Below are 20,640 nucleotides of genomic sequence, written 5' to 3' on the forward strand. Positions count from 1 at the left end.
ATACTAGCCATAAGTATAGGTTACTTGCACAACACCCAGCCATCGTCCAACCAGTTGCAAATACTATCTATCAATAAAGTGATTAAATCATCATCAGCTGAAAGCTGCATTGCCATCTCTTGCAGGCTCGCCCAATCTAATGCTTCACCATCGGCAAGGCGTTTTAATACGGCTTTTTCTAACTCATTCAGTTCATCTAATAATTCCCCATTCGCATAAATTTCTAATGGGTTTTCTAAATAAGAGAGCTTGCAATTATTGTCTTGCACAAGCAATGCCCCATCATCGAACCATGCTTGTAATTCATCAGGGTCAGCCAGTTCATCCGAAACTAATATGTCGTAACGTCTTGAAGTTACTGTTGTTGCCACCGCTTGTTGGAATAAACGATGAAACTCCGCAGAATTGGCTAACGTTTGTAGGAATTGTTGTTTCATTAACTGAATTTCTGGCTCGCCCAATTTTCCAGTTGGTTGAGTGGTTTGCGTTAAGCGCAATGGCACTAAAAATTCCGTGAGATTTAATTCAGGATTTTGGTGGCAAAAGCCTCGATTAATGTTATCCAGCAAATCGCTGAGATTTGGATAGCGCAAACCGAAGGAAAAGGTTAAACAATCGTCTTGAGCAACGCCATAATGCGCCATTCGTGATGGAATATAGAGCAAATCGCCCGGTGCCATCACTTCATCTAACACTAAATCGCCCATATCATCAAAAATACGAATAGGCTGATTTGGCTTAAATTCTGTACTCGGATCACACCATTTCCCTAACTGCCAACGGCGATGTCCATAACCTTGCACGAGAAACACATCGTATTCGTCATAATGTTTTCCCACAGAACCGCCTTTAGGGGCGTAGGACACCATAATATCATCGCGCTGCCATTGCGGGATAAAGCCAAAGGCATTCCACATTTCGCCCAATTCCTCAGACCATTGCTCCATATTTTGCACCAAAACAGACCATTTTTCTGGCACATCGGCAAGATCTTCTTCGGTAATCTCGCCTAATTTCACCCGCCAATCGTCATCGGAATATTGCTTTAATAAACGTGCTGTTGCATCTTCATTGGTGGCGAGTTGGAAAATATCTTCAGGTTCAAACATTCCTACAATTTGTGGCATCGCATTACGCACGACAAGTGGCTTTTTCTGCCAATAATCACGCAGGAAAATTTCGGGGGTAATTTCGGTTGGTAGGCAAGATTGAATGGTCATCGTGTTTCTCCTTTGTTCAATTTTTCTGCTGCTTTTTGAGCGGCTAATTCTCGTTGTTGTTTTTGCTGTTGTTCTTGCTGTTGTTCTTGCTGCTGCGCTGCTCGCTTGCGGCGAATTTCTTTCGGATCGGCTAATAATGGGCGATAAATTTCAATGCGATCACCGTTTTTAAGCCCGTCCGTTAATTTAACAGGGCGACCAAACACGCCAACCTTATTTTCCCGCAGATCAATCTCAGCAAACTGCTGCAAAATCCCCGATTGCAAAATGGCTGTTTGCACTGTTGTGCTAGCATCCACCGTGAACGATTTTAAATAGTGGCTATGCGGCAATGCATAAGCGATTTCAATATGAATTTGTTCCATTTTAATCCTAGAATTGGTTTATTTGGCGCAAAGTGCGGTCAAAATTTTAACAATTTTATTGGTTATTTCCCCAAAGTGCGGTCAAAAATTTGAATGTTTTTATGCGATTAATTTTTCAATATACATCAAGCTAATTGCCGCTATACCTAAGGCAATTCCTGCAATATTTATTCTGCTCATTCGTTCTTTAAAGAACGCTGCACCAACAATTGCGCCGACACAAATTACGCCAAGATCCATCGTTGCAAAAACAATCGTTGGGTTTTCTTTGAAATATTGATGGGCGTAGATATAAAACAAAATATTACCAAAGTTCAGACAGCCTAAAATCAATCCGCCCACAAAACTTGGCACGGTCCATTGGGTGCGTTTAAGTAATAAAAACAAAAACATTACCACCGCTGCCACTGAAAAGGAAATAAATAAGGATGTAGGAAATGCGCCGCCCATAAGCGCGACTTTTTTGTATAAAATCCCCGTTACGCCCCAAATTAGCCAAACGCCAGCTAAAGCAAGGCTCGCTTTTAACGCATTTCCCACCGCACTGGCGGGCTTAAATAACAAACAAAATAAGGCAACAAAAGCAATCACCACGCCTGCGATCCGAAAATCGCTTAAGGTTTCATTAAACAGGACAACGGCGGCAATGATTTGCAAAAATAATGCCAAACGCTGCGCGGCATCGGTGCGCACAATACCACCATATTCAATGGCTTTTGACATGACTAAAAAACCTAAAGGCAAAATAATCCCTAAGGTTAAGAAAATAGGTTTAGCGGGGCTTTGGATAAAAAATTCGGTGAAACTTAAGCCTTGAAAATCAGGTTTTAATAACGCGTAGCTTAAACACAACGCCACCACATAACCAAAGGCGATCATTTGTGGAATCACGACTTGATATTTTTTGGTGAGTTTAAATAAAACCGAAACGGAAACGCTACAAATAATAGCCAAAATTAAAAAATGCATAAAACCTCAATGATGTGAAATAGGCGCAGAAGTTGCGCCTATCGATGATTATTTTTCTTCTAACGCAATGCCTTCAAATAATTTCCGTACAGAAGCATTATCCCGTAGGCTTTCGGCTTGTTCCACTTTAGATTTGGTTAAGTGCGGTGAAAAATAATTAATAAAATCATACATATAGTTTCGTAGAAAGGTGCTGTGCTTAAATGCAATTTGAGTAACGCTAGATTTAAACAAATGACTGGCATCAATGGCGACTAAATCGCTATCGGATTCCGTATGCGCCATAGAGGCAATAATGCCCACGCCCAAGCCAAGACGAACATAGGTTTTGATGACATCGGCATCTGTCGCCGTGAACACAATATTCGGCAAAATTCCTGCGCTATTAAAGGCATAATCCAAATCCGACACGCCCGTAAAACCAAAGGTGTAAGTGACAAGGGGATATTTGCCTAGCTCTTCGATCGTCACATTTTTTAATTTTGCCAAGGGATGATCAGGTTTCACGACAATCGAACGATTCCATTTATAGCAAGGCAATAAAATGACATCGTCAAATAAATATTGCGCTTCCGTTGTAATCGCAAAATCCACTTCTCCAGAAAGCAAGGCATCATATAATTGATTTGGCGAGCCTTGGTGAACGTGCAAACTCACATCGGGATATTGTTTAGAAAACTTCTCAATCACGGCTGGCAGCATATAGCGAGCTTGTGTATTTGTGGTGGCAATGCGCAATATGCCGTGATTGGGCTGAGTGTATTCTTCTGCAATGGCACGGATCGACTGCGTTTTCACCAATAATTCACGCGCGATTCCAATAATTTTTTTCCCAGCAGGGGTAATCGCTTTAATATGCTTGCCGTTACGCTCAAAAATTTCTAACCCGAGTTCATCTTCCAACAAACGAACTTGCTTACTAATTCCCGGTTGGGAGGTATAAAGCGCATTGGCGGCTTCGGTCACATTTAAATTTTGATTTGCTATTTCAACGATATAACGTAATTGTTGGATTTTCATAAAACACCTTAAAATTTAACCGCACTTTGGTAATTAAAAAGCAATTAAGACGGCTCATAAGACGATGAATAAAACAATGAATGAACTGTCGAACGCAAAAATCACATTATCTAAATGTTCGACAAGTTCACTAATTTTTTCCTATTATTTTTTATAGCGTTTTGTCGCATCAGAATAGCGTTTTACCGCGCGGCGAATTTGCCCTGTTTTAACGCGACGTTTAGGTTGGGTAACATCTAATTTCGTTTCAGTTTCCGCCGGCAAACCCACTAGCTCACGCAGATAATTTACATTGGCTAAATCCATTTCTTCCCAACCACCACGCGGCAAGGTTTTCATTAATTGGATATTGCCATAACGAATACGAATAAGGCGGCTCACTTGAATGCCTTGGCTTTCCCATAAACGGCGCACTTCACGATTGCGCCCTTCCATTAAAGTGACATCAAACCATTGGTTTAACCCTGTGCCGCCGACAGCTTTAATTGTTTTAAAATTCGCCACGCCATCTTCTAATTGCACACCTTTACGCAAGCGCTGCAACATAGCATCATCAACTTGACCAAACACGCGCACGGAATATTCGCGTTCAACTTCTTGGCTCGGATGCATTAAGCGGTTAGCAAGTTCGCCGTCTGTGGTGAATAAAAGCAATCCCGAAGTGTTAATATCCAAACGCCCGACAGCGATCCAGCGCGCGCCTGTTAAACGTGGCAAACGGTCGAACACTGTTGCCCGACCTTCGGGATCGTGCCTTGTGCAAAGTTCGCCTTCGGGCTTGTAATACATTAATACGCGGCAAACGTCTTTCTGTACTGCGTTTAAATTCACTAAATGTCCGTCAACACGAATCTTTAAACCAGAATGAATAGTGACGCGGTCACCAAGTGTCGCAATTTTGCCATCAACAGAAACTCGCCCTGCAGCAATAACGGCTTCAATTTCACGGCGAGATCCTTGCCCTGCTCGAGCCAGCACTTTTTGCAGTTTTTCCCCTTCTACTGTCGGCTTACGTTCTACCGCCACAGTAGGTTTAGGCTTGCGCATTGGCAAAGGTTTGCGTTCAAATTTTGCTTTTTCTTCACTACTTTTCACTGCACTTTTGCTACTAGCCCGCGGTTCACGAGATAAACGGCTACGGCTTTCGCCAGTTTGAGAATGGTTCACACGTTCGCTATTTTTATTGCGCTCATTGCGCGCAAAGTGCGGTTGATTTTCTGAATTTTTTTGACGGGATGTTTGAAATTTCATAAATATTCCTTGTCGCTTTCACAAGCGTCGTTGTTGACGGTGAATGAATAAAACTAAGCTATGCAAGCTCAATGCCCAATCGCATTACGCCTTCACCATCATAATTAAATAAAGGGGTCGATTGCGCCACTGCCTTCACGCAAAATCACGGGGGTGTTTTCAGTTAAATCCACAACCGTTGTTGGCTCTTGCCCGAGATAACCGCCGTGAATAATTAAATCCACCTTGCGCTCTAATCTATCTCGAATTTCTTCAGGATCAGATTGTGTGATATGGTCTTCGTTCGGCAACATCAGTGAACAAGACAAAATTGGCTCACCAAGTGCGGTTAATAAATCCAACGCAATCTGATTATCTGGCACACGCAAGCCAATCGTTTTACGTTTTGATGTCATCAAGCGGCGTGGTAATTCTTTGGTTGCGCTTAAAATAAACGTATAACGCCCTGGTGTATTATTTTTAATCAAACGATAAGCTTGATTACTCACCGTTGCATAATGGGAAAGTTCGGAAAGATCACTGCATACCAAGGTAAAATTGTGATTTTCCGGCAAACTACGAATCTCAACAATTCGATCCATTGCATGTTTATCGCCAATAGAACAACCTAGCGCATAGCCAGAATCGGTGGGATAAACAATCACGCCACCATTTTTTAAGATCTCAACGGATTGATTAATCAAACGAGATTGCGGATTTTCTGGGTGAATATAAAAAAATTGGCTCATATTTTCACTTCCTTGCCAATAAAAAGTGCGGTGAATTATACCGCAATTTTTACATAACCTATAACCTTTTGTTATTGAGAATTTCTGAATTTTAACGTGGCCATTTTCTCAATGGGTTAGGCATAATGGCATACCGAATAAAAAATCTCAGGTTAAACACAGTTTCCTAGCCGTTTCATAATTCTAGCCAAGATTTAATTTTTAAACATTAACCTAAATTCTCAAGCAAAAATAACGGCCCCATTGGCGTTTTAGGGAGTTGAAATTTTTCAGGATAATCCACTCGAACTAAATATAAACCTTCTGGCTTTGCCGTTGGCGCAGCAAGTGAGCGATCTTTTTGCGCTAATAGCCATTCAATCCACTCTACGGGCTGGCGACCACACCCCACTTCCATTAAACTGCCCACTATATTACGCACCATATGATGCACAAAGGCATTGGCTTTAATATCCACCACAATGTAATCACCATGGCGAGTAACCTGCAAATGATGAACATTACGCCAAGGCGTGTGCGACTGGCATTGCGCAGCACGAAAAGAGGAAAAATCATTTTCGCCTAACAAAAACTGCCCCGCTTGCTGCATTTTTTCATGATCTAACGACAAATGTGTATGCGTTATCCCATAGGGCAAAATGGCAGAGCGCAATTTATTGCTATATAACACATAGCGATAACGGCGGGCAGTTGCCGAAAAACGCGCATGAAATTCATCGTCCACCTGCTTTGCCCATTTCACCGCGATGTCATCCGGCAAATTAGCATTGGTGCCAAATGCCCAAGCTTTTTCTGGACGAATCACATCCGTCTCAAAATGCACCACTTGCCCTGTGCCATGCACGCCACTGTCTGTACGCCCCGCACAAAATACTTCAATTTTCTCATTTGCCACAAAAGACAATGCCTTTTCTAAGGCTTCCTGCACGCTCGAAACCTTCTCTTGACGCTGCCAACCAAAATAATTTTTACCGCTATATTCGATCCCTAAGGCAATTTTCATCTTTTTCTCTAAATTAATCTAAAAACGACCGCACTTTATCACAAAAATAAAGCATAAATCAGCAATAAAACCAAAAGTGCGGTCATTTTTGGCGAAGTTTTTTTCAAAATGCGCTGCACTTTATTTCATTTTTGAGCAATTTTATTTGGGCTCTTTGTGGTGTTGTTTAGGATGAGAATGATTTTCCTAAAAATTTATAAGAAAATGAAAAATTATAGTGATTTTAAGTATATTTCGTAGAAATGTGGTTTAAAGTTAAGACTGAAAAAATCTAAAAACTACGATCTGAATGGGGTGATAAAATTAGAAAATAAAAAACCTCCTATTAAAGGAGGTTAATAAGCAAATCGTTATAACTAGATAACTGCTACATCTACAGCTGCAGGACCGCGTTGTGAATCTTGTAGATTATATTCTACGTGGTCGCCTTCATTTAAATTACGGCGGTTATTGCCGATAATTCCAGAGAAATGAACGAAAACATCTTTTCCACCATTTGATGGAGTGATGAAACCGAAACCTTTATCAGAGTTAAACCATTTTACTAAGCCATTTAATTTAGACATGTTGTCTTCCTTTTTTAAATTTTAAATTTGTGTGCTTGAATCAAGCGTTAAGTGCTAATAACGTGAACTTAAATCGAGATGGGTATTAAAAGAAACTTCAAGGAACAAATTTAGAACTTGTAATGGGGAAGAACTGTAATAACTAACTTTTATTAAACTGCTGTCTAGCTGAGACGCATTAGAACACGATAATTACATTAACACAAGCTTTATTTCATTTTTATTGTAAAAAAGATGAAAATACTCAAATATAGTTAATACAATGGCTCTAACTGACAAGATATTTTGTTCCTTTTTAATAAAACGACAATAAAAAACCCTTTTGCTTTTACAAAAGGGCTTATGTTTAATCTAAATATGTTTCAAAATTATTTTGCAATTCGAAACATTTTCACGCTTAAATCGCTGATAATCTTAAATTATGCGCGTTTAAAGTCGATGTGAACTAATTTTGGTTTGAATGGGTGACGTTGCATTGCTTGTACTTTCACAGCAACTTCTTTACCATCAATAACCAAAGTGATCACTTCTGAATAGAAAGAATCGTTTTCTTGTGCGTTGTTTAATTCATCGTGGTTTAATACGATTGAAACTGGCTCTTCTTTACCACCGTAAACGATAGCAGGAATTTGACCATTATGACGCAGGCGGCGGCTCGCACCCTTACCTTGCGCTGTACGAACTTCAGCGTTAAATTTAAATGCCATGTTAATGTTCTCTTTAAATGTAAGATTAGATTGACAGAAATTGCAGGCGACCCAGCAACTTCCCATAAATTGCTCAACAATAGCGTTGAGACCGCGGATTATAATGAATTCTTGTGCGGAAATCAAATTTAAACTAGCAATTTAAGCCTAAAAAGGGCAAAATAAATGGGCTTGTCTTTTTTAGGTGATATATGGATTTATTAGTTAGTTTTTTCACTGATTATGGTTATTGGGCGGTACTTTTTGTACTCATTATTTGTGGGTTCGGTGTGCCAATTCCTGAAGATATTACGCTCGTTTCTGGCGGTATTATTGCGGGGCTTTATCCTGAAAGCGTTAATGTGCATATCATGTTAGCCGTGAGTATGTTGGGTGTATTACTTGGTGACAGCACAATGTACTGGCTAGGGCGTATTTATGGCGTGAGAATTTTGCGTTTTAAACCTATGCGCCGTATCTTAACGTTGCAGCGATTACGCATGGTGCGTGCTAAATTTGATCGATATGGTAATCGCGTTCTTTTTGTCGCTCGCTTTTTGCCAGGACTACGCGCCCCTATTTATATGGTATCGGGCATTACCCGCCGTGTTAGTTATCTCCGTTTTTTACTACTCGATTTCTTCGCGGCGATTATTTCTGTTCCTATTTGGGTTTACCTTGGTGAGCATGGTGCAAATAATCGTGAATGGTTGGCTGAACAAATTAAAACTGGGCAATCGGGGCTTTATATTATTTTAGGTTTACTCGCCCTTTTCATCGGCTGGAAAATCTATAAAGCGAAAAAAAATAAACAAGCTAATGCATAACAAAATAAAGCTAGGTTAATCCTAGCTTTTTTATCGCCGCATATTATTTTCAGCCTAATGTTCATCAATCACAAATTCAAACCAATCAATAACATCTCGTTCATGAATGCCATTTTTTATTTGTATATCGGCTAATTTTACTGAATCCGCCTTACCAGAAATCAGCGGATGCCAATCAAACAAAGGCTTGCCTTCATAGAGCAAACGATAAGCACAGGTTGACGGCAGCCAGTTAAATTGGGGCAAATTTTTCTTTGTCAGTTTGGTACATTCGGTGTCCAGCTTGAAACGATTGTTATAATCACTGCAACGCCCTGATTGTAAATCTAACAAATCACAAGCGATACGTGTGTAATATAATTTTTCGCGCCTACCACGCCCTTCGATAAATTTACGATAACAGCATTTTCCGCAGCCGTCACATAAGGCTTCCCACTCTGCTTCATTCATTTCTAGCAAAGATTTATGTTTCCAAAATTCAGGGCTTAAATTCATGTTCATCTCAAAAATGGTATAGTCAAAAAAAGTGCGGTCAAAAAAATGAAAATTTTGACCGCACTTAGGCATATTAAATCAATGATAATTTAACGATTAACGCCAAAACTTGCGTTTGCTTTGTCATATTTCAAGCCTGAATGTGAGCCTTCAGAACCGTTAAAATAAATATCTTTAGGTTGCGAGCACGCTGCAATAAACAGCACAGCTAGCGCGGCTAAAATTAATTTTTTCATCTTAGAAACCCTCTTTTAAACTCACCGTTAAGTTAAAGACCAAATGCCCTTCACGACTATCTTTGTTGTCCGCACAGTAATACCCTTCGCGTTCAAACTGATAGGCTTTCTCAGGCTGAGCCTGTGCAAGACTGACTTCTACAATCCCTTGTTTCACAATTAATGAATCGGGATTAATCGCCGCAATAATGTCTTCTTCTGCGCCCGGATTTGGCATATTAAATAAACGAGCATATTGGCGGAATTCTGCAGGGCAATATTCTGTTGCGGATACCCATTGAATCACGCCTTTCACTTTACGCCCATCGGCAGGATTTTTACCTAGCGTTTCAGGATCATAACTGCAATATACACAAGTGATATTGCCTTGCTCATCTTTTTCTACGCGCTCAGCCTTGATGACATAAGCATTACGCAAACGCACTTCTTTGCCTAACACTAAGCGTTTATATTGTTTATTCGCTTCTTCACGGAAATCCGCTTGATCAATATAAAGCTCTTTGGTGAATGGCAACTGGCGCGTACCTAATTCTTCACGATTTGGATGATTCGGCGCGGTTAAAATTTCTTTCTCACCGAAATTCTCAATCACAATGCGTAATGGATTGATTACCGCCATTGCACGTGGCGCATTCGTATTTAAATCATCACGAATACAACTTTCCAGTGCGGCAAATTCCACAACATTATCTTGCTTCGTCACCCCAATACGGCGAGCAAATTCGCGCAATGATTCTGGCGTATAACCACGGCGGCGCAAACCTGAAATGGTTGGCATACGTGGATCATTCCAACCATCCACAACGCCCTCTTCCACTAATTTCAACAATTTACGTTTAGAGGTTAAAGTTCCTTCCAAATTTAAACGGGAAAATTCATATTGATGTGGCAATGGGCGCTCAATTGAAATATGCTCCAACACCCAATCATATAAACGGCGATTGTCTTGGAATTCTAATGTACACAATGAATGCGTAATACGCTCAATGGCATCAGAAATACAATGGGTAAAATCGTACATTGGATAAATACACCATTTATCGCCTGTTTGGTGATGAGTGGCAAATTTAACACGATAAATGACAGGGTCACGCATCACAATAAATGGCGATGCCATATCAATTTTCGCACGCAAACAAGCCGCGCCTTCGACAAATTCACCATTTTTCATTTTTTCGAATAAGGCTAAATTTTCTTCAACACTACGATCACGATATGGACTATTTTTACCCGGTTCTGTTAATGTACCACGATATTCACGCATTTGTTCGGGTGAAAGCTCATCCACATAGGCTAAACCTTTTTCAATTAACTCAATGGCATAACCATAAAGCTGATCGAAATAATCCGATGCATAACGTGGCTCCCCTTCCCAACGGAAACCTAACCATTCCACATCTTGTTTAATACTATCCACATATTCCACATCTTCTTTCACAGGGTTTGTGTCATCAAAACGCAAATTACATTTGCCCTGATAATCCTGCGCAATACCAAAATTTAAACAAATTGATTTTGCATGCCCAATGTGTAGATAACCGTTCGGCTCAGGCGGAAAACGGGTGTAAACATTATTATGCTTACCGCTTGCAAGATCTTCATCAATGATTTGGCGAATAAAATTGGTTGGACGAGATGCACTCTCTAATTCAATATTTTCTGTTGTCATAATACTTTATTACCATAAAAAAATTCCTTGTATTTTACAGGTTTTACAAGGAAATTTAAAGTGCGGTTAAAAATATGAATGTTTTGTGAAATAATCGGACTACTTCACTCCTAGTTGAACATTAATAATGCTATTCCAATTAACACATTCTTTAGCATAGATCACGCCCTCTCTATAGAAATAAAAACGGCAAGCCACTTTAAAATGACTTGCCGTTCTTTTATACAAATGCCCACATAAGGCATATAAAACCAAATGCAATAGAACCATAAATTGTCGTTAGTATTGACCATGTTCTCAAGCCTTGAGAAATCGTTATCCCAAAGAATTTGGTCCATACCCAGAACAAGCTATCATTAACATGAGATAAAGTCATTGAACCTGCGCCGATCGCTGCTGCGACTAATGCAGCTTGAACACCGACATACCCTGCTGATGTAATTGCAGGAGCCAAAATTGTTGCGGTAGTAATCACAGCAACTGTTGCTGAACCTTGGGCAGCACGTAATAATGCGGCAAGAATGAAAGCTAACAGTAATACAGGTAATCCGGTACTTGATAATACATCGGCTAAAGCTTTTCCTACGCCGCTGGCGCCCAATACTTTACCAAACATACCACCCGCACCGGTGATTAAAATAATGCCAGCGATAGGGGCTAGTGCGGAGTTAAGAATTTCTTCTAATTGATCTTTACCCCAACCTCGTTTAATCCCTAAAACATAAGAAGATAAACAAACGGCAGCCATTAACGCAAATGGTGATGCGCCGACCATACTAAAAAATTCACGAACGACACTGTCTTCCGGTAAGGTTGTTGCTGTCACTGTTCCTAACATAATTAGCACTAATGGGAAAACAATCATTGCTAATACTGTTCCAAATGACGGCAAACCATTATCTTCTTGAGCACGGAGTTTTTGATATTCAATCAAATCACTTGATGTAGGAATACTAACAAAATTATTTTTTGTAAAGAATGGGATAAATAATTGCCCAATTAATACTGCTGGTAGCGCTGCGACAAAGCCTAATCCTAATACCAAGCCAATATCAGCATTAAGTACTTGAGCACCTGCTACAACACCAGGATGTGGCGGCATAAGCACGTGTACTGTGAGCATAGATAAGCCAATTGGTAATGCATATACCAACATATTACCACCAAGACGACGTGCTACACTGAAGATGATTGGAATTAATACAATAAAACCTACGTCAACAAATACAGGAATACCAAAAATGAACCCTGTCATGGCTAAAGCAAATGGTGCGCGTTTCGCACCAAATTTATCAAGTAGCCAACTGGCAAGTACATCTGCACCATTGGATTTTTCAATAATTTTCCCAAGCATTGCACCAAGCCCGACAATCAATGCAACACCGCCTAAAGTTCCCCCCATACCACTAATTAACGTTGGTATGACTTTTCCCATAGGGATTCCAGCAGAGAGTGCAACCGCAATACTCACAAGCCCCAATGCGATAAATGGGTGGACCTTACCTTTGATCATTAAAGTCAACAGAGCGATAACGCTCACAACACCGATTAAAATAAGAACTTCATTTGACATATAAATGCCCTCTTTAAAAGAACATTCCTATTACGGAATGCTTATAATAAGACAAACAACCCTAATCAACGCTCCAAAGTGCGGTCAAAATTTACTTAGTTTTATACGCATCAAACCAAGTCAAACCGTCAACAGTATTGGTACGAGGTTTGTATTCACACCCCACATAACCCTCATAACCAATTTCATCTAATTTATTAAAAATAAATGGATAGTTAATTTCGCCTTCATCAGGTTCATGACGATCCGGTACTGAAGCAATTTGTACATGATAAAGTACATTTTTCACGCGATCTGTTAAACGACTCAAATTACCCTCAACATTTTGAGCATGGTAATAATCAAGTTGTAAAAAGACATTATCGCGTTCAACTAACTCAATAATCTCTAATGCATCATCTTGTGTTTTCATTAAGTAGTTTTCTTTCACTTGTGGGCTTAATGACTCAAGAACGATGTTGATGCCATGCGGTTTAAATTTTTCAGAGGCATAACGTAAATTATCAATAAATGTTTGTTTATATTTAGCTCGACTTTCTCCTGGCGGAACCACGCCCCCCATAATTAATACTGTCGGACATTGCAATACAAGTGCATACTCTAATGCGAGATCGATATGTTTATGGCTTTCTTCTTCACGTCCTGGAATAGCCGAAACACCCCACTCTCCTGCTTCAATATCACCAGGCAAAGAATTAAATAACACTTGTTTTAGTCCATATTGATCTAATTTAGCTTTCAGTTCTTCTGCTGGATACTCATAGGGCCATAAATATTCCACATATTTAAAGCCTGCTTTAGCTGCTGCTTCAAAACGATCTAAAAAAGGAACTTCGTTAAATAACATAGTTAAGTTTGCTGCGAATTTAGGCATTTTATTTTCCTCTATTTTCTAAATCTTTCACTTCTTCATCAGTCAAGTAACGAATTTTTTGTCCTTGTAGAATGAAGAATAGTTTGGCGGTTTCTTCTAATTCTTCCGTATTATCAGCAGCGTCCAATAAATCAGAACCCGTCACCACAACACCATGGTTAGCAAGTAAAAAAGCTTTACCCATTAATGCTCTTTGCCCCAATTCTCGAGCGATATCTGGAGCACCTGGTCTGTAATATGGAATTACAGGTAATTTACCCACACGCATCACATAATAAGGTGTGAATGCTTTCATCGCATTTTCTGGATCTAGATCCGCTAAGCTAGAAAGTGCGGTTAAATAAGTACTATGTAAATGTACAATAGCATTACAGTGGGGATTTGCCTTATACATCGCTAAATGAAATACAGATTCTTTTGATGGTTTATCTCCCTCCAATACATTGCCTTCCATATCTAACACGGATAAGCACTCCGCTTTTAATCGACCTAATGAAGACCCTGTCGGTGTAACCAATATTCGATTTTCATCAAGACGAACGGATAAATTTCCGGCTCCACCAACGGTATAACCTCGTTCATAAAAAGAACGTCCAAGTTGTACCATCAATTCCTTTTGTTCTAACTCTGTCATACAAACATTCCTTGTGCATATTCAAAGAAATCTTCTTTACCAAAATTACCCGATTTCAATGCAAGATAAATATCTTCTTCTACTGCTTTCAACCAAGGCACTCCTGGAGCAATTTGTTTACCAATGTGGAATCCTGTAAAGCCAAGTTGTTGCACAACAATACTTGAGGTTTCACCACCAGCATTGATAAAGTTAGTTACACCATATTCTTTTAATTTGGCTGCAAGTTTGGCAAAAGTATTTTCAATTGCATGACTTGCTTTATCTACGCCAAATTTATTCTGAATTTCTTTTAATGAGTCTGGAGGAACGGTTGCATAAACCATCGGCGCTAAATCGGCAGAGAGATTTGCTATAACCCATTGATAAAGTTCTTCTACATAATTTGGATTATTCACAGCTTTTTCTGCATCAAGATATAAGTGCGGTGCTTTTTCTTTGTATTTTTCAACTTGCTTGTTGGTCATTACAGAACAAGAGCCTGAAAGTACAACGGTTTTTCCCTTACTTGGTGTAAATGCATTCGTGCCTTTTTTGCCACCACTTAAACGAGCCGCCATATATGCACCTAACCCTGATCCTCCTGTAACAAGTTTGAACTCATCAACCGCTTCGGCTAATACTTCAAGTTGGCTGTTATCCGCTGCATCTACCACGGCATAACGATAACCTTGCGCTTTTAACTCAGCAAAACGTTCTTTTACTCGTTTACCGCCTTGAATCACATCCGCATAAGCAACCAGCCCCGTTTTACCTTTAGCTTGTGCATCCATTAAGCGCATTAAATTTGCATCAGTCATTGGTGTGATAGGGTGATTTTTCATTCCTGATTCACTTAACAACACATCTCCCACAAATAAGTAACCATTAAAAATAGTACGTCCATTTACGGGTAATGCGGGCGTAATCACGGTAAAGTCTTCACCTAGCTCATCTAATAAGGCATCAGTAACTGGTCCAATATTGCCCTTGGCTGTACTATCAAAGGTTGAGCAATATTTAAAATAGAATTGGGTACAGCCATTTTCTTTCAACCATTTATAAGCGTTAATCGATTGTTCAATCGCTTCGTTCACTGGATTTGAACGGGATTTTAGACTAATGACAATAGCATCAACGTTGCTCATCAATGGTTGCTTAGGCACACCATTCATTTGTACTGTAGTTAATCCATTCTCAACTAAGAAACTAGCGATATCACTCGCGCCAGTAAAATCATCTGCAATAACACCTAACATTATTACGCTCCTTTTTTAGGTAATTCGATACCACTAAAAATTTTAATTACAGCACTGTCATCTTCTTTGCCATACCCTGCATTGCTTGCTTCTGTAAACATTGAATAAGCTGTACTGGCTAAATGAAGTGGGAAGTGAAGTGATTTTGCAGTGTCGTTCACTAAGCCTAAATCTTTTACGAAAATATCAACCATTGAAAGCGGTGTGTAATCCCCATCTACTACATGTTTCATACGGTTTTCAAACATCCATGAATTACCTGCTGCATTTGTGACAACGTCATACATTACATCTAATGGAATACCTGCTTTTGAGGCTAATGCCATCGCTTCTGCACCCGCTGCGATATGTACACCTGCTAATAATTGGTGAACAATTTTCACTGTGGCGCCTAGACCAATTTCTTCACCAATGTTGTAAACTTTTGCGGCTGTTGCATCTAAAACTGGTTGTAATTTTTCAAATGCTTGTTTAGAACCTGATGCCATCACCGTCATTTCACCTTTCATTGCTTTAGCTGCGCCACCAGAAACTGGAGCATCAAGCATAATCAACCCTAATTCTGTTAATTTTTGTGAAATAGCTTTCGCATCTGCAGCAGCCATGGTAGAAGAAACCATCACCGCCGTACCTGCTTTTAATTGCTTAGCAATACCATTTTCACCAAATAATGCTGAATTAGCTTGCGCAGCATTCACCACTAATACCACAACCGCATCTAGTTCTTGAGCAAAATCATTGCCATTATTGGCCACAGCTTTTGCACCAGCCGCCTTTAACTTATCTAGTGCAACAGGATTTAAATCAATACCATATGTAGTTAACCCTGCATTTACACAAGAAACTGCAGCGCCCATACCCATAGAACCTAAACCGATAACGGCAACCGAATAAGTATTTTTGTTCATGATTATTTCTCCGACATTTAATCAACATTGAGGTTAGTAGTATTCTGCCTATTATTAAAAATAAAAACTGCGATCCACATCACATTTTTGATAATTTTTGTTAAATTTTGTTTTGAAAAGATATTATTTGATAAATATCGATAAATTACTATAATGCGTCTAAGTAAGAAGTGTGCAGATAAAGGAAACATATGATTCCAGTAGAAAGACAAAAAACATTACTTGATTTAATTCGACAGCATGGCGTAATCAGTATTAATACATTAGTTGAAACATTGAATGTTTCCCATATGACTGTGCGCCGTGATATTCAAAAGCTAGAAAGCGAAGGAAAAGTCATCTCTGTCTCTGGTGGAGTACAACTATTGGAGCGTCTTGTTACAGAACCGACTCATAATGATAAGTCACTGCTATCAACAGAAGAAAAAATTGTTATTGGAAAAAAAGCGAGCACTCTTATTCCAGAGCATTCAACGGTTTATTTGGATGCTGGAACAACAACATTAGAAATTGCTAAAAATATTGTTAATCGTACAGATCTTCTTATTGTGACAAATGATTTTGCTATTGCGAACTATTTAATGGTACATAGCAAATCTGACATTATTCACACTGGTGGGAAAATTAATAAAAGTAACTTTTCATCAACTGGTGAACTGACAGCACAATTTATCCGTCAACTTTCAATTGATATAGCTTTCATTTCTACCTCATCTTGGAATCTAAAGGGGTTAACTACACCTGATGAACAAAAAATCTCTATAAAAAAAGCAGTATTACAAGCAAGTCAAAAAAACATTTTAGTGACTGATTCTACAAAATATGGGAAATTGGCGACTTACTATCTTTACGGTTTAGCTAATCTAGATATGATTATCTGTGATAATGCATTATTAGATAATGCAAAAGAAAGCATTAAAAATATGGATGTTGAGTTAGTCCTAGTCTAAAATGTCGTTGAGATTATCCATCGTTGGAAAGGAACTTAATTTTTGTTCTGAGTTCAAATGAAATTCAGTGGTTATGGCTTAAGAAATGCTTAACCTTTATTTTTGTGCGTGAGTCTGCTTATTGACTTGGAAAGTTAAATGATGAAAAAGAAAATTCTAGTGCTTGTACTGTTGGCTGTTCTTATCGCTGGCGGTGCATATTTTTTTATGTCTGATAATAAAAAAGGCCCCACTTTTTTAACTGAGGATGTACACCGAGGTGATGTGGAAAAAACGGTGATCGCCTCTGGTTCTATTGAAAGCTCAAACAAGGTAAATGTGGGGGCGCAAGTTTCAGGTAAAATTACCAAACTCTATGTAAAATTGGGGCAACAAGTGAAAAAAGGCGATATGATCGCGGACATTGACTCTACAACCCAATTGAACAGCTTAAACACCGCAAAAGCCGCGTTAACGAGTTATCAAGCACAACTAAAAGCGAAAGAAACCGCCTATAAAATAGCGCTCTCTAGCTATAATCGTCAGTCAAAATTATATAGTCAGCAATCCACTTCCTTAGATAATTTAAATTCCGCCAAAAACACATTAGATGCGGCTAAATCTGAAATGGATATGCTACAAGAGTCCATTAAACAAGCCGAAATCCAAGTCGATACGGCGGAAACGAATGTGAGCTATACCAAAATTACTTCACCGATTGACGGCACGGTTATTTCAACGCCAATTTCTGAAGGACAAACGGTAAACTCGAATCAATCTACACCGACAATTGTGACCGTAGCGAATTTACAGGAAATGCAGATCAAACCTGAAATTTCCGAAGGCGATATTACCAAGGTAAAAGCAGGGCAAGAAGTAGAGTTCACTATTCTTTCAGATAGCCAAACCAAATATCAAGCAATCATTGATAGTGTTGATCCTGCTACAACAACGGTGACCGATGCCAATTCAAGCACTTCAAGTTCAAGCAGTTCATCATCGTCGTCTTCCACAAGTGCGGTGTATTATTATGCCAATATGAAAGTGAAGAATCCCAACGGTGTATTGCGCATTGGGATGACAACAGAAAATACAATTAAAATTGCTAGTGCTAAAAACGTATTAATTGTGTCAAACATGGCATTACAACAGCGTAACCAAAAATATTTCGTTCATATTTTAAACGATAAAAATCAACCAGAAGAGCGCGAAGTAGCAATCGGTGTGCAAGATGACTTCCAAACTGAAATCAAATCGGGTTTAAAAGAAGGTGAAAAAGTGATCGTGTCACAAGTTGCTGACGGCGAGAAAATTGGCACCTCACCACGTGGACCTCGTATGTTCTAACAGCCCTAAAAGTGCGGTGAAAATTTAATGAATATTATTGAAATTAAAGACTTGAATCGTTATTTCGGTGAAGATGAAAATCGTGTTCACATTTTGAAAAATGTGAGTATTAGCATTGAAAAAGGCGACTTCGTAGCAATTATAGGGCAATCAGGTTCGGGAAAATCGACCTTGATGAATATTATTGGTTGTTTAGATACGGCAACCAGTGGTTCTTATAAAATTGATGGTAAAGAAACTGTGGAACTTTCCGCAGATCAATTATCGGATTTGCGTAGCCAAAAATTTGGATTTATTTTCCAACGCTACAATCTTCTCTCTGCCCTAACTGCCCAAGAAAACGTGGCATTGCCAGCAATTTATGCAGGGAAAACCCAGTCTGAACGCTTAGCCCGCGCGGAAGAATTATTAGAAAAACTCGGGCTTGATGGCAAAGAGCGAAACAAACCCAATCAACTTTCTGGTGGGCAACAGCAACGTGTTAGTATTGCTCGCGCCTTGATGAACGGCGGGGAAATTATTCTTGCTGACGAACCTACGGGCGCACTGGATTCTGCTAGTGGGCAAAATGTATTACAAATTTTGCGTCAACTTCATGATGAAGGCCATACCATAATTATGGTTACCCATGATCGTGAAATCGCCGCCAGCGCCAACCGCGTGATTGAAATTAAAGATGGAGAAATCATTGGGGATTCACAAAAAGAGCCCGTCAAAAGTGCGGTCAAAATCCCAATTATTTCTAAATCTCGTTTTGGTTTTAGCAAAGATCAGTTGCTGGAAGCATTTCGCATGTCTGTTAGTGCGATTATTGCCCATAAAATGCGTTCATTATTAACGATGTTAGGGATTATTATTGGTATCACATCGGTGGTTTCAGTGGTTGCACTCGGCAATGGTTCGCAACAAAAAATCCTTTCTAATATTAAAGGTTTAGGCACAAATACGATGACCATTTTTAATGGTACAGGTTTTGGCGATCGTCGTGCTCAGCAAATGCAAAATCTCACGGTTAACGATGCTAACGCGCTATTGAAACAAAGCTATATCCAAAGTGTTACCCCTAATAGTTCATCCAGTGGCACACTCATTTATGGCAACCAATCCTTTAGTTCCACAAACCTGAGAGGCATTGGTGAACAATATTTTGATGTGGAAGGAATGAAATTAGTGATGGGGCGTTCTATCACTCAACAAGAAGTGGAAGATAATGCACAGGTGGCATTACTGGATGAAAGTGCAAAAAAATCTATTTTCCCCGATGAAAACCCATTAGGAAAAATTGTGATGTTTGCGAAACGCCCTTTACGAATTATTGGTGTTGTGACAGATAGAAGTATGGGTTCTGCATCTAGTTCGCTCAATATTTACGCCCCTTATACAACGGTAATGAATAAAGTGACAGGGGGAAATAAAATTGGATCGATCACAGTCAAAATTGCAGATAATGTCAATACCACGGTGGCTGAAAAAAGCCTTACCGACTATTTAACCGTGCGCCATGGCAAAAAAGATTTCTTTGTAATGAACAGCGATACCATCAAGCAAACCATTGAAAGTACCACTGGCACAATGAAATTATTAATTTCATCTATCGCTTTTATTTCCTTGATTGTCGGCGGCATTGGGGTCATGAATATTATGCTCGTGTCGGTTACCGAACGGACCAAAGAAATTGGCGTGCGTATGGCGATTGGCGCGCGCCGTAGCAATATTCTGCAACAATTTTTAATTGAAGCGGTACTAATTTGTATGATTGGCGGAATATCTGGCATTCTGCTTTCATTGTTGATAGGCGGGCTGTTTAATTTATTTATGACAGATTTCACGATGTCATTTTCGACTTTCTCTATTGTCGCGGCGGTGTTGTTTTCAACGCTGATCGGCGTGGTATTTGGTTATATGCCAGCTAAAAAAGCCGCCCAGCTTGATCCAATTACAGCTTTAGCACGCGAATAACGCGAATTAGCTGAATAAATACCGCTATTGCTGTTTGTGAAAGATAAACAGCATCTAGTAGAATTATTTTATTTTTCTGCTACAATACGCAGCAAAATGAATGAACGAACGTTCATCAATGATATTAAAGTGCGGTGAAAATT

21 protein-coding genes are annotated in these 20,640 nt (G+C 39.4%); 4 read left to right on the top strand and 17 right to left on the bottom strand.

Annotated features, from left to right (window positions below; all coding sequences use genetic code 11):
* Window positions 1–20: 20 nt before the first annotated feature.
* The 9 genes from C8D76_RS06860 to rplY all read right to left on the bottom strand — a co-directional run bounded on the left by C8D76_RS06860 (window position 21) and on the right by rplY (window position 7,829).
* Complete coding sequence (locus C8D76_RS06860) at window positions 21–1,220, bottom strand: ribosomal protein uL16 3-hydroxylase (protein WP_116632052.1); 1,200 nt, start codon at window positions 1,218–1,220, stop codon at window positions 21–23.
* On the bottom strand, window positions 1,217–1,585 hold the full coding sequence (locus C8D76_RS06865) for an RnfH family protein (RefSeq protein ID WP_116632053.1): 369 nt from the start codon (window positions 1,583–1,585) through the stop codon (window positions 1,217–1,219). The genes C8D76_RS06860 and C8D76_RS06865 overlap by 4 nt, the downstream gene beginning before the upstream one ends.
* 99 nt (window positions 1,586–1,684) lie before the next feature.
* The gene (locus C8D76_RS06870; protein ID WP_116632054.1) at window positions 1,685–2,554 is read right to left on the bottom strand and encodes a DMT family transporter; all 870 of its coding nucleotides are present in this window, start codon (window positions 2,552–2,554) and stop codon (window positions 1,685–1,687) included.
* Between the two features lie 48 nt (window positions 2,555–2,602).
* Complete coding sequence (gene cysB, locus C8D76_RS06875; protein WP_116632055.1) at window positions 2,603–3,574, bottom strand: HTH-type transcriptional regulator CysB; 972 nt, start codon at window positions 3,572–3,574, stop codon at window positions 2,603–2,605.
* 144 nt (window positions 3,575–3,718) lie between these two features.
* Window positions 3,719–4,825: a 23S rRNA pseudouridine(2605) synthase RluB gene (rluB, locus tag C8D76_RS06880; RefSeq protein ID WP_116632056.1), complete on the bottom strand. Its 1,107-nt coding sequence runs from the start codon at window positions 4,823–4,825 to the stop codon at window positions 3,719–3,721.
* 104 nt (window positions 4,826–4,929) lie between these two features.
* Window positions 4,930–5,553 carry an L-threonylcarbamoyladenylate synthase gene (locus C8D76_RS06885; protein WP_116632057.1) on the bottom strand — a complete coding sequence of 208 codons (624 nt, stop codon included), beginning with the start codon at window positions 5,551–5,553 and terminating at the stop codon, window positions 4,930–4,932.
* A gap of 208 nt (window positions 5,554–5,761) precedes the next feature.
* On the bottom strand, window positions 5,762–6,556 hold the full coding sequence (truA, locus tag C8D76_RS06890; RefSeq protein WP_116632058.1) for a tRNA pseudouridine(38-40) synthase TruA: 795 nt from the start codon (window positions 6,554–6,556) through the stop codon (window positions 5,762–5,764).
* Between the two features lie 356 nt (window positions 6,557–6,912).
* Window positions 6,913–7,122: a cold-shock protein gene (locus C8D76_RS06895; protein WP_116632059.1), complete on the bottom strand. Its 210-nt coding sequence runs from the start codon at window positions 7,120–7,122 to the stop codon at window positions 6,913–6,915.
* 419 nt (window positions 7,123–7,541) lie between these two features.
* Window positions 7,542–7,829, bottom strand: a complete 288-nt coding sequence (rplY, locus tag C8D76_RS06900) for a 50S ribosomal protein L25 (protein WP_116632060.1) — start codon at window positions 7,827–7,829, stop codon at window positions 7,542–7,544.
* Window positions 7,830–8,020: 191 nt separating this feature from the next.
* Here rplY and C8D76_RS06905 point away from each other — a divergent pair, with 191 nt between their 5' ends.
* Complete coding sequence (locus C8D76_RS06905; RefSeq protein WP_116632061.1) at window positions 8,021–8,635, top strand: DedA family protein; 615 nt, start codon at window positions 8,021–8,023, stop codon at window positions 8,633–8,635.
* A gap of 54 nt (window positions 8,636–8,689) precedes the next feature.
* Here the strand turns inward: C8D76_RS06905 and C8D76_RS06910 are convergent, their stop codons facing one another.
* From C8D76_RS06910 to ltnD, 8 genes are all read right to left on the bottom strand, one after another.
* On the bottom strand, window positions 8,690–9,130 hold the full coding sequence (locus tag C8D76_RS06910; RefSeq protein WP_207775009.1) for a YcgN family cysteine cluster protein: 441 nt from the start codon (window positions 9,128–9,130) through the stop codon (window positions 8,690–8,692).
* Between the two features lie 89 nt (window positions 9,131–9,219).
* On the bottom strand, window positions 9,220–9,366 hold the full coding sequence (locus C8D76_RS09910; protein ID WP_165814352.1) for a putative periplasmic lipoprotein: 147 nt from the start codon (window positions 9,364–9,366) through the stop codon (window positions 9,220–9,222).
* 1 nt (window position 9,367) lies between these two features.
* Window positions 9,368–11,035, bottom strand: a complete 1,668-nt coding sequence (glnS, locus tag C8D76_RS06915; RefSeq protein ID WP_116632062.1) for a glutamine--tRNA ligase — start codon at window positions 11,033–11,035, stop codon at window positions 9,368–9,370.
* A gap of 220 nt (window positions 11,036–11,255) precedes the next feature.
* Complete coding sequence (locus tag C8D76_RS06920) at window positions 11,256–12,608, bottom strand: GntT/GntP/DsdX family permease (protein WP_116632063.1); 1,353 nt, start codon at window positions 12,606–12,608, stop codon at window positions 11,256–11,258.
* A gap of 91 nt (window positions 12,609–12,699) precedes the next feature.
* On the bottom strand, window positions 12,700–13,482 hold the full coding sequence (otnI, locus tag C8D76_RS06925) for a 2-oxo-tetronate isomerase (protein WP_116632064.1): 783 nt from the start codon (window positions 13,480–13,482) through the stop codon (window positions 12,700–12,702).
* A 1-nt stretch (window position 13,483) separates the two neighbouring features.
* Window positions 13,484–14,116, bottom strand: a complete 633-nt coding sequence (otnC, locus tag C8D76_RS06930) for a 3-oxo-tetronate 4-phosphate decarboxylase (protein WP_116632065.1) — start codon at window positions 14,114–14,116, stop codon at window positions 13,484–13,486.
* Window positions 14,113–15,354 (bottom strand): 3-oxo-tetronate kinase, encoded by a 1,242-nt coding sequence (gene otnK / locus C8D76_RS06935; RefSeq protein ID WP_116632066.1) that lies wholly within the window; start codon window positions 15,352–15,354, stop codon window positions 14,113–14,115. The genes otnC and otnK overlap by 4 nt, the downstream gene beginning before the upstream one ends.
* Window positions 15,355–15,356: 2 nt before the next feature.
* Window positions 15,357–16,262 (bottom strand): L-threonate dehydrogenase, encoded by a 906-nt coding sequence (gene ltnD / locus C8D76_RS06940; RefSeq protein ID WP_116632067.1) that lies wholly within the window; start codon window positions 16,260–16,262, stop codon window positions 15,357–15,359.
* Between the two features lie 191 nt (window positions 16,263–16,453).
* On the opposite strand from ltnD, the gene C8D76_RS06945 reads away from it, so the two are divergent.
* From C8D76_RS06945 to C8D76_RS06955, 3 genes are all read left to right on the top strand, one after another.
* Window positions 16,454–17,212, top strand: a complete 759-nt coding sequence (locus C8D76_RS06945; RefSeq protein WP_116632068.1) for a DeoR/GlpR family DNA-binding transcription regulator — start codon at window positions 16,454–16,456, stop codon at window positions 17,210–17,212.
* Between the two features lie 141 nt (window positions 17,213–17,353).
* Window positions 17,354–18,538: an efflux RND transporter periplasmic adaptor subunit gene (locus tag C8D76_RS06950; RefSeq protein WP_116632088.1), complete on the top strand. Its 1,185-nt coding sequence runs from the start codon at window positions 17,354–17,356 to the stop codon at window positions 18,536–18,538.
* A gap of 27 nt (window positions 18,539–18,565) precedes the next feature.
* Window positions 18,566–20,497 (top strand): MacB family efflux pump subunit, encoded by a 1,932-nt coding sequence (locus C8D76_RS06955; protein ID WP_116632069.1) that lies wholly within the window; start codon window positions 18,566–18,568, stop codon window positions 20,495–20,497.
* Window positions 20,498–20,640: the final 143 nt, after the last annotated feature.

The organism is Alitibacter langaaensis DSM 22999 (assembly GCF_003096995.1).
Taxonomy (GTDB): domain Bacteria; phylum Pseudomonadota; class Gammaproteobacteria; order Enterobacterales; family Pasteurellaceae; genus Exercitatus; species Exercitatus langaaensis.

What these genes read in the sequence shown, in the direction of transcription:
- ltnD (WP_116632067.1), bottom strand. Translation starts at nt 16,262, where the DNA reads ATGAACAAAAATACTTATTCGGTTGCCGTTATCGGTTTAGGTTCTATG.
- C8D76_RS06870 (WP_116632054.1), bottom strand. Translation starts at nt 2,554, where the DNA reads ATGCATTTTTTAATTTTGGCTATTATTTGTAGCGTTTCCGTTTCGGTT.
- C8D76_RS06920 (WP_116632063.1), bottom strand. Translation starts at nt 12,608, where the DNA reads ATGTCAAATGAAGTTCTTATTTTAATCGGTGTTGTGAGCGTTATCGCT.
- C8D76_RS06895 (WP_116632059.1), bottom strand. Translation starts at nt 7,122, where the DNA reads ATGTCTAAATTAAATGGCTTAGTAAAATGGTTTAACTCTGATAAAGGT.
- C8D76_RS06860 (WP_116632052.1), bottom strand. Translation starts at nt 1,220, where the DNA reads ATGACCATTCAATCTTGCCTACCAACCGAAATTACCCCCGAAATTTTC.
- rplY (WP_116632060.1), bottom strand. Translation starts at nt 7,829, where the DNA reads ATGGCATTTAAATTTAACGCTGAAGTTCGTACAGCGCAAGGTAAGGGT.
- C8D76_RS06885 (WP_116632057.1), bottom strand. Translation starts at nt 5,553, where the DNA reads ATGAGCCAATTTTTTTATATTCACCCAGAAAATCCGCAATCTCGTTTG.
- C8D76_RS06910 (WP_207775009.1), bottom strand. Translation starts at nt 9,130, where the DNA reads ATGAATTTAAGCCCTGAATTTTGGAAACATAAATCTTTGCTAGAAATG.
- rluB (WP_116632056.1), bottom strand. Translation starts at nt 4,825, where the DNA reads ATGAAATTTCAAACATCCCGTCAAAAAAATTCAGAAAATCAACCGCAC.
- otnC (WP_116632065.1), bottom strand. Translation starts at nt 14,116, where the DNA reads ATGACAGAGTTAGAACAAAAGGAATTGATGGTACAACTTGGACGTTCT.
- glnS (WP_116632062.1), bottom strand. Translation starts at nt 11,035, where the DNA reads ATGACAACAGAAAATATTGAATTAGAGAGTGCATCTCGTCCAACCAAT.
- C8D76_RS06950 (WP_116632088.1), top strand. Translation starts at nt 17,354, where the DNA reads ATGAAAAAGAAAATTCTAGTGCTTGTACTGTTGGCTGTTCTTATCGCT.
- otnK (WP_116632066.1), bottom strand. Translation starts at nt 15,354, where the DNA reads ATGTTAGGTGTTATTGCAGATGATTTTACTGGCGCGAGTGATATCGCT.
- C8D76_RS06955 (WP_116632069.1), top strand. Translation starts at nt 18,566, where the DNA reads ATGAATATTATTGAAATTAAAGACTTGAATCGTTATTTCGGTGAAGAT.
- truA (WP_116632058.1), bottom strand. Translation starts at nt 6,556, where the DNA reads ATGAAAATTGCCTTAGGGATCGAATATAGCGGTAAAAATTATTTTGGT.
- C8D76_RS06865 (WP_116632053.1), bottom strand. Translation starts at nt 1,585, where the DNA reads ATGGAACAAATTCATATTGAAATCGCTTATGCATTGCCGCATAGCCAC.
- C8D76_RS09910 (WP_165814352.1), bottom strand. Translation starts at nt 9,366, where the DNA reads ATGAAAAAATTAATTTTAGCCGCGCTAGCTGTGCTGTTTATTGCAGCG.
- cysB (WP_116632055.1), bottom strand. Translation starts at nt 3,574, where the DNA reads ATGAAAATCCAACAATTACGTTATATCGTTGAAATAGCAAATCAAAAT.
- otnI (WP_116632064.1), bottom strand. Translation starts at nt 13,482, where the DNA reads ATGCCTAAATTCGCAGCAAACTTAACTATGTTATTTAACGAAGTTCCT.
- C8D76_RS06905 (WP_116632061.1), top strand. Translation starts at nt 8,021, where the DNA reads ATGGATTTATTAGTTAGTTTTTTCACTGATTATGGTTATTGGGCGGTA.
- C8D76_RS06945 (WP_116632068.1), top strand. Translation starts at nt 16,454, where the DNA reads ATGATTCCAGTAGAAAGACAAAAAACATTACTTGATTTAATTCGACAG.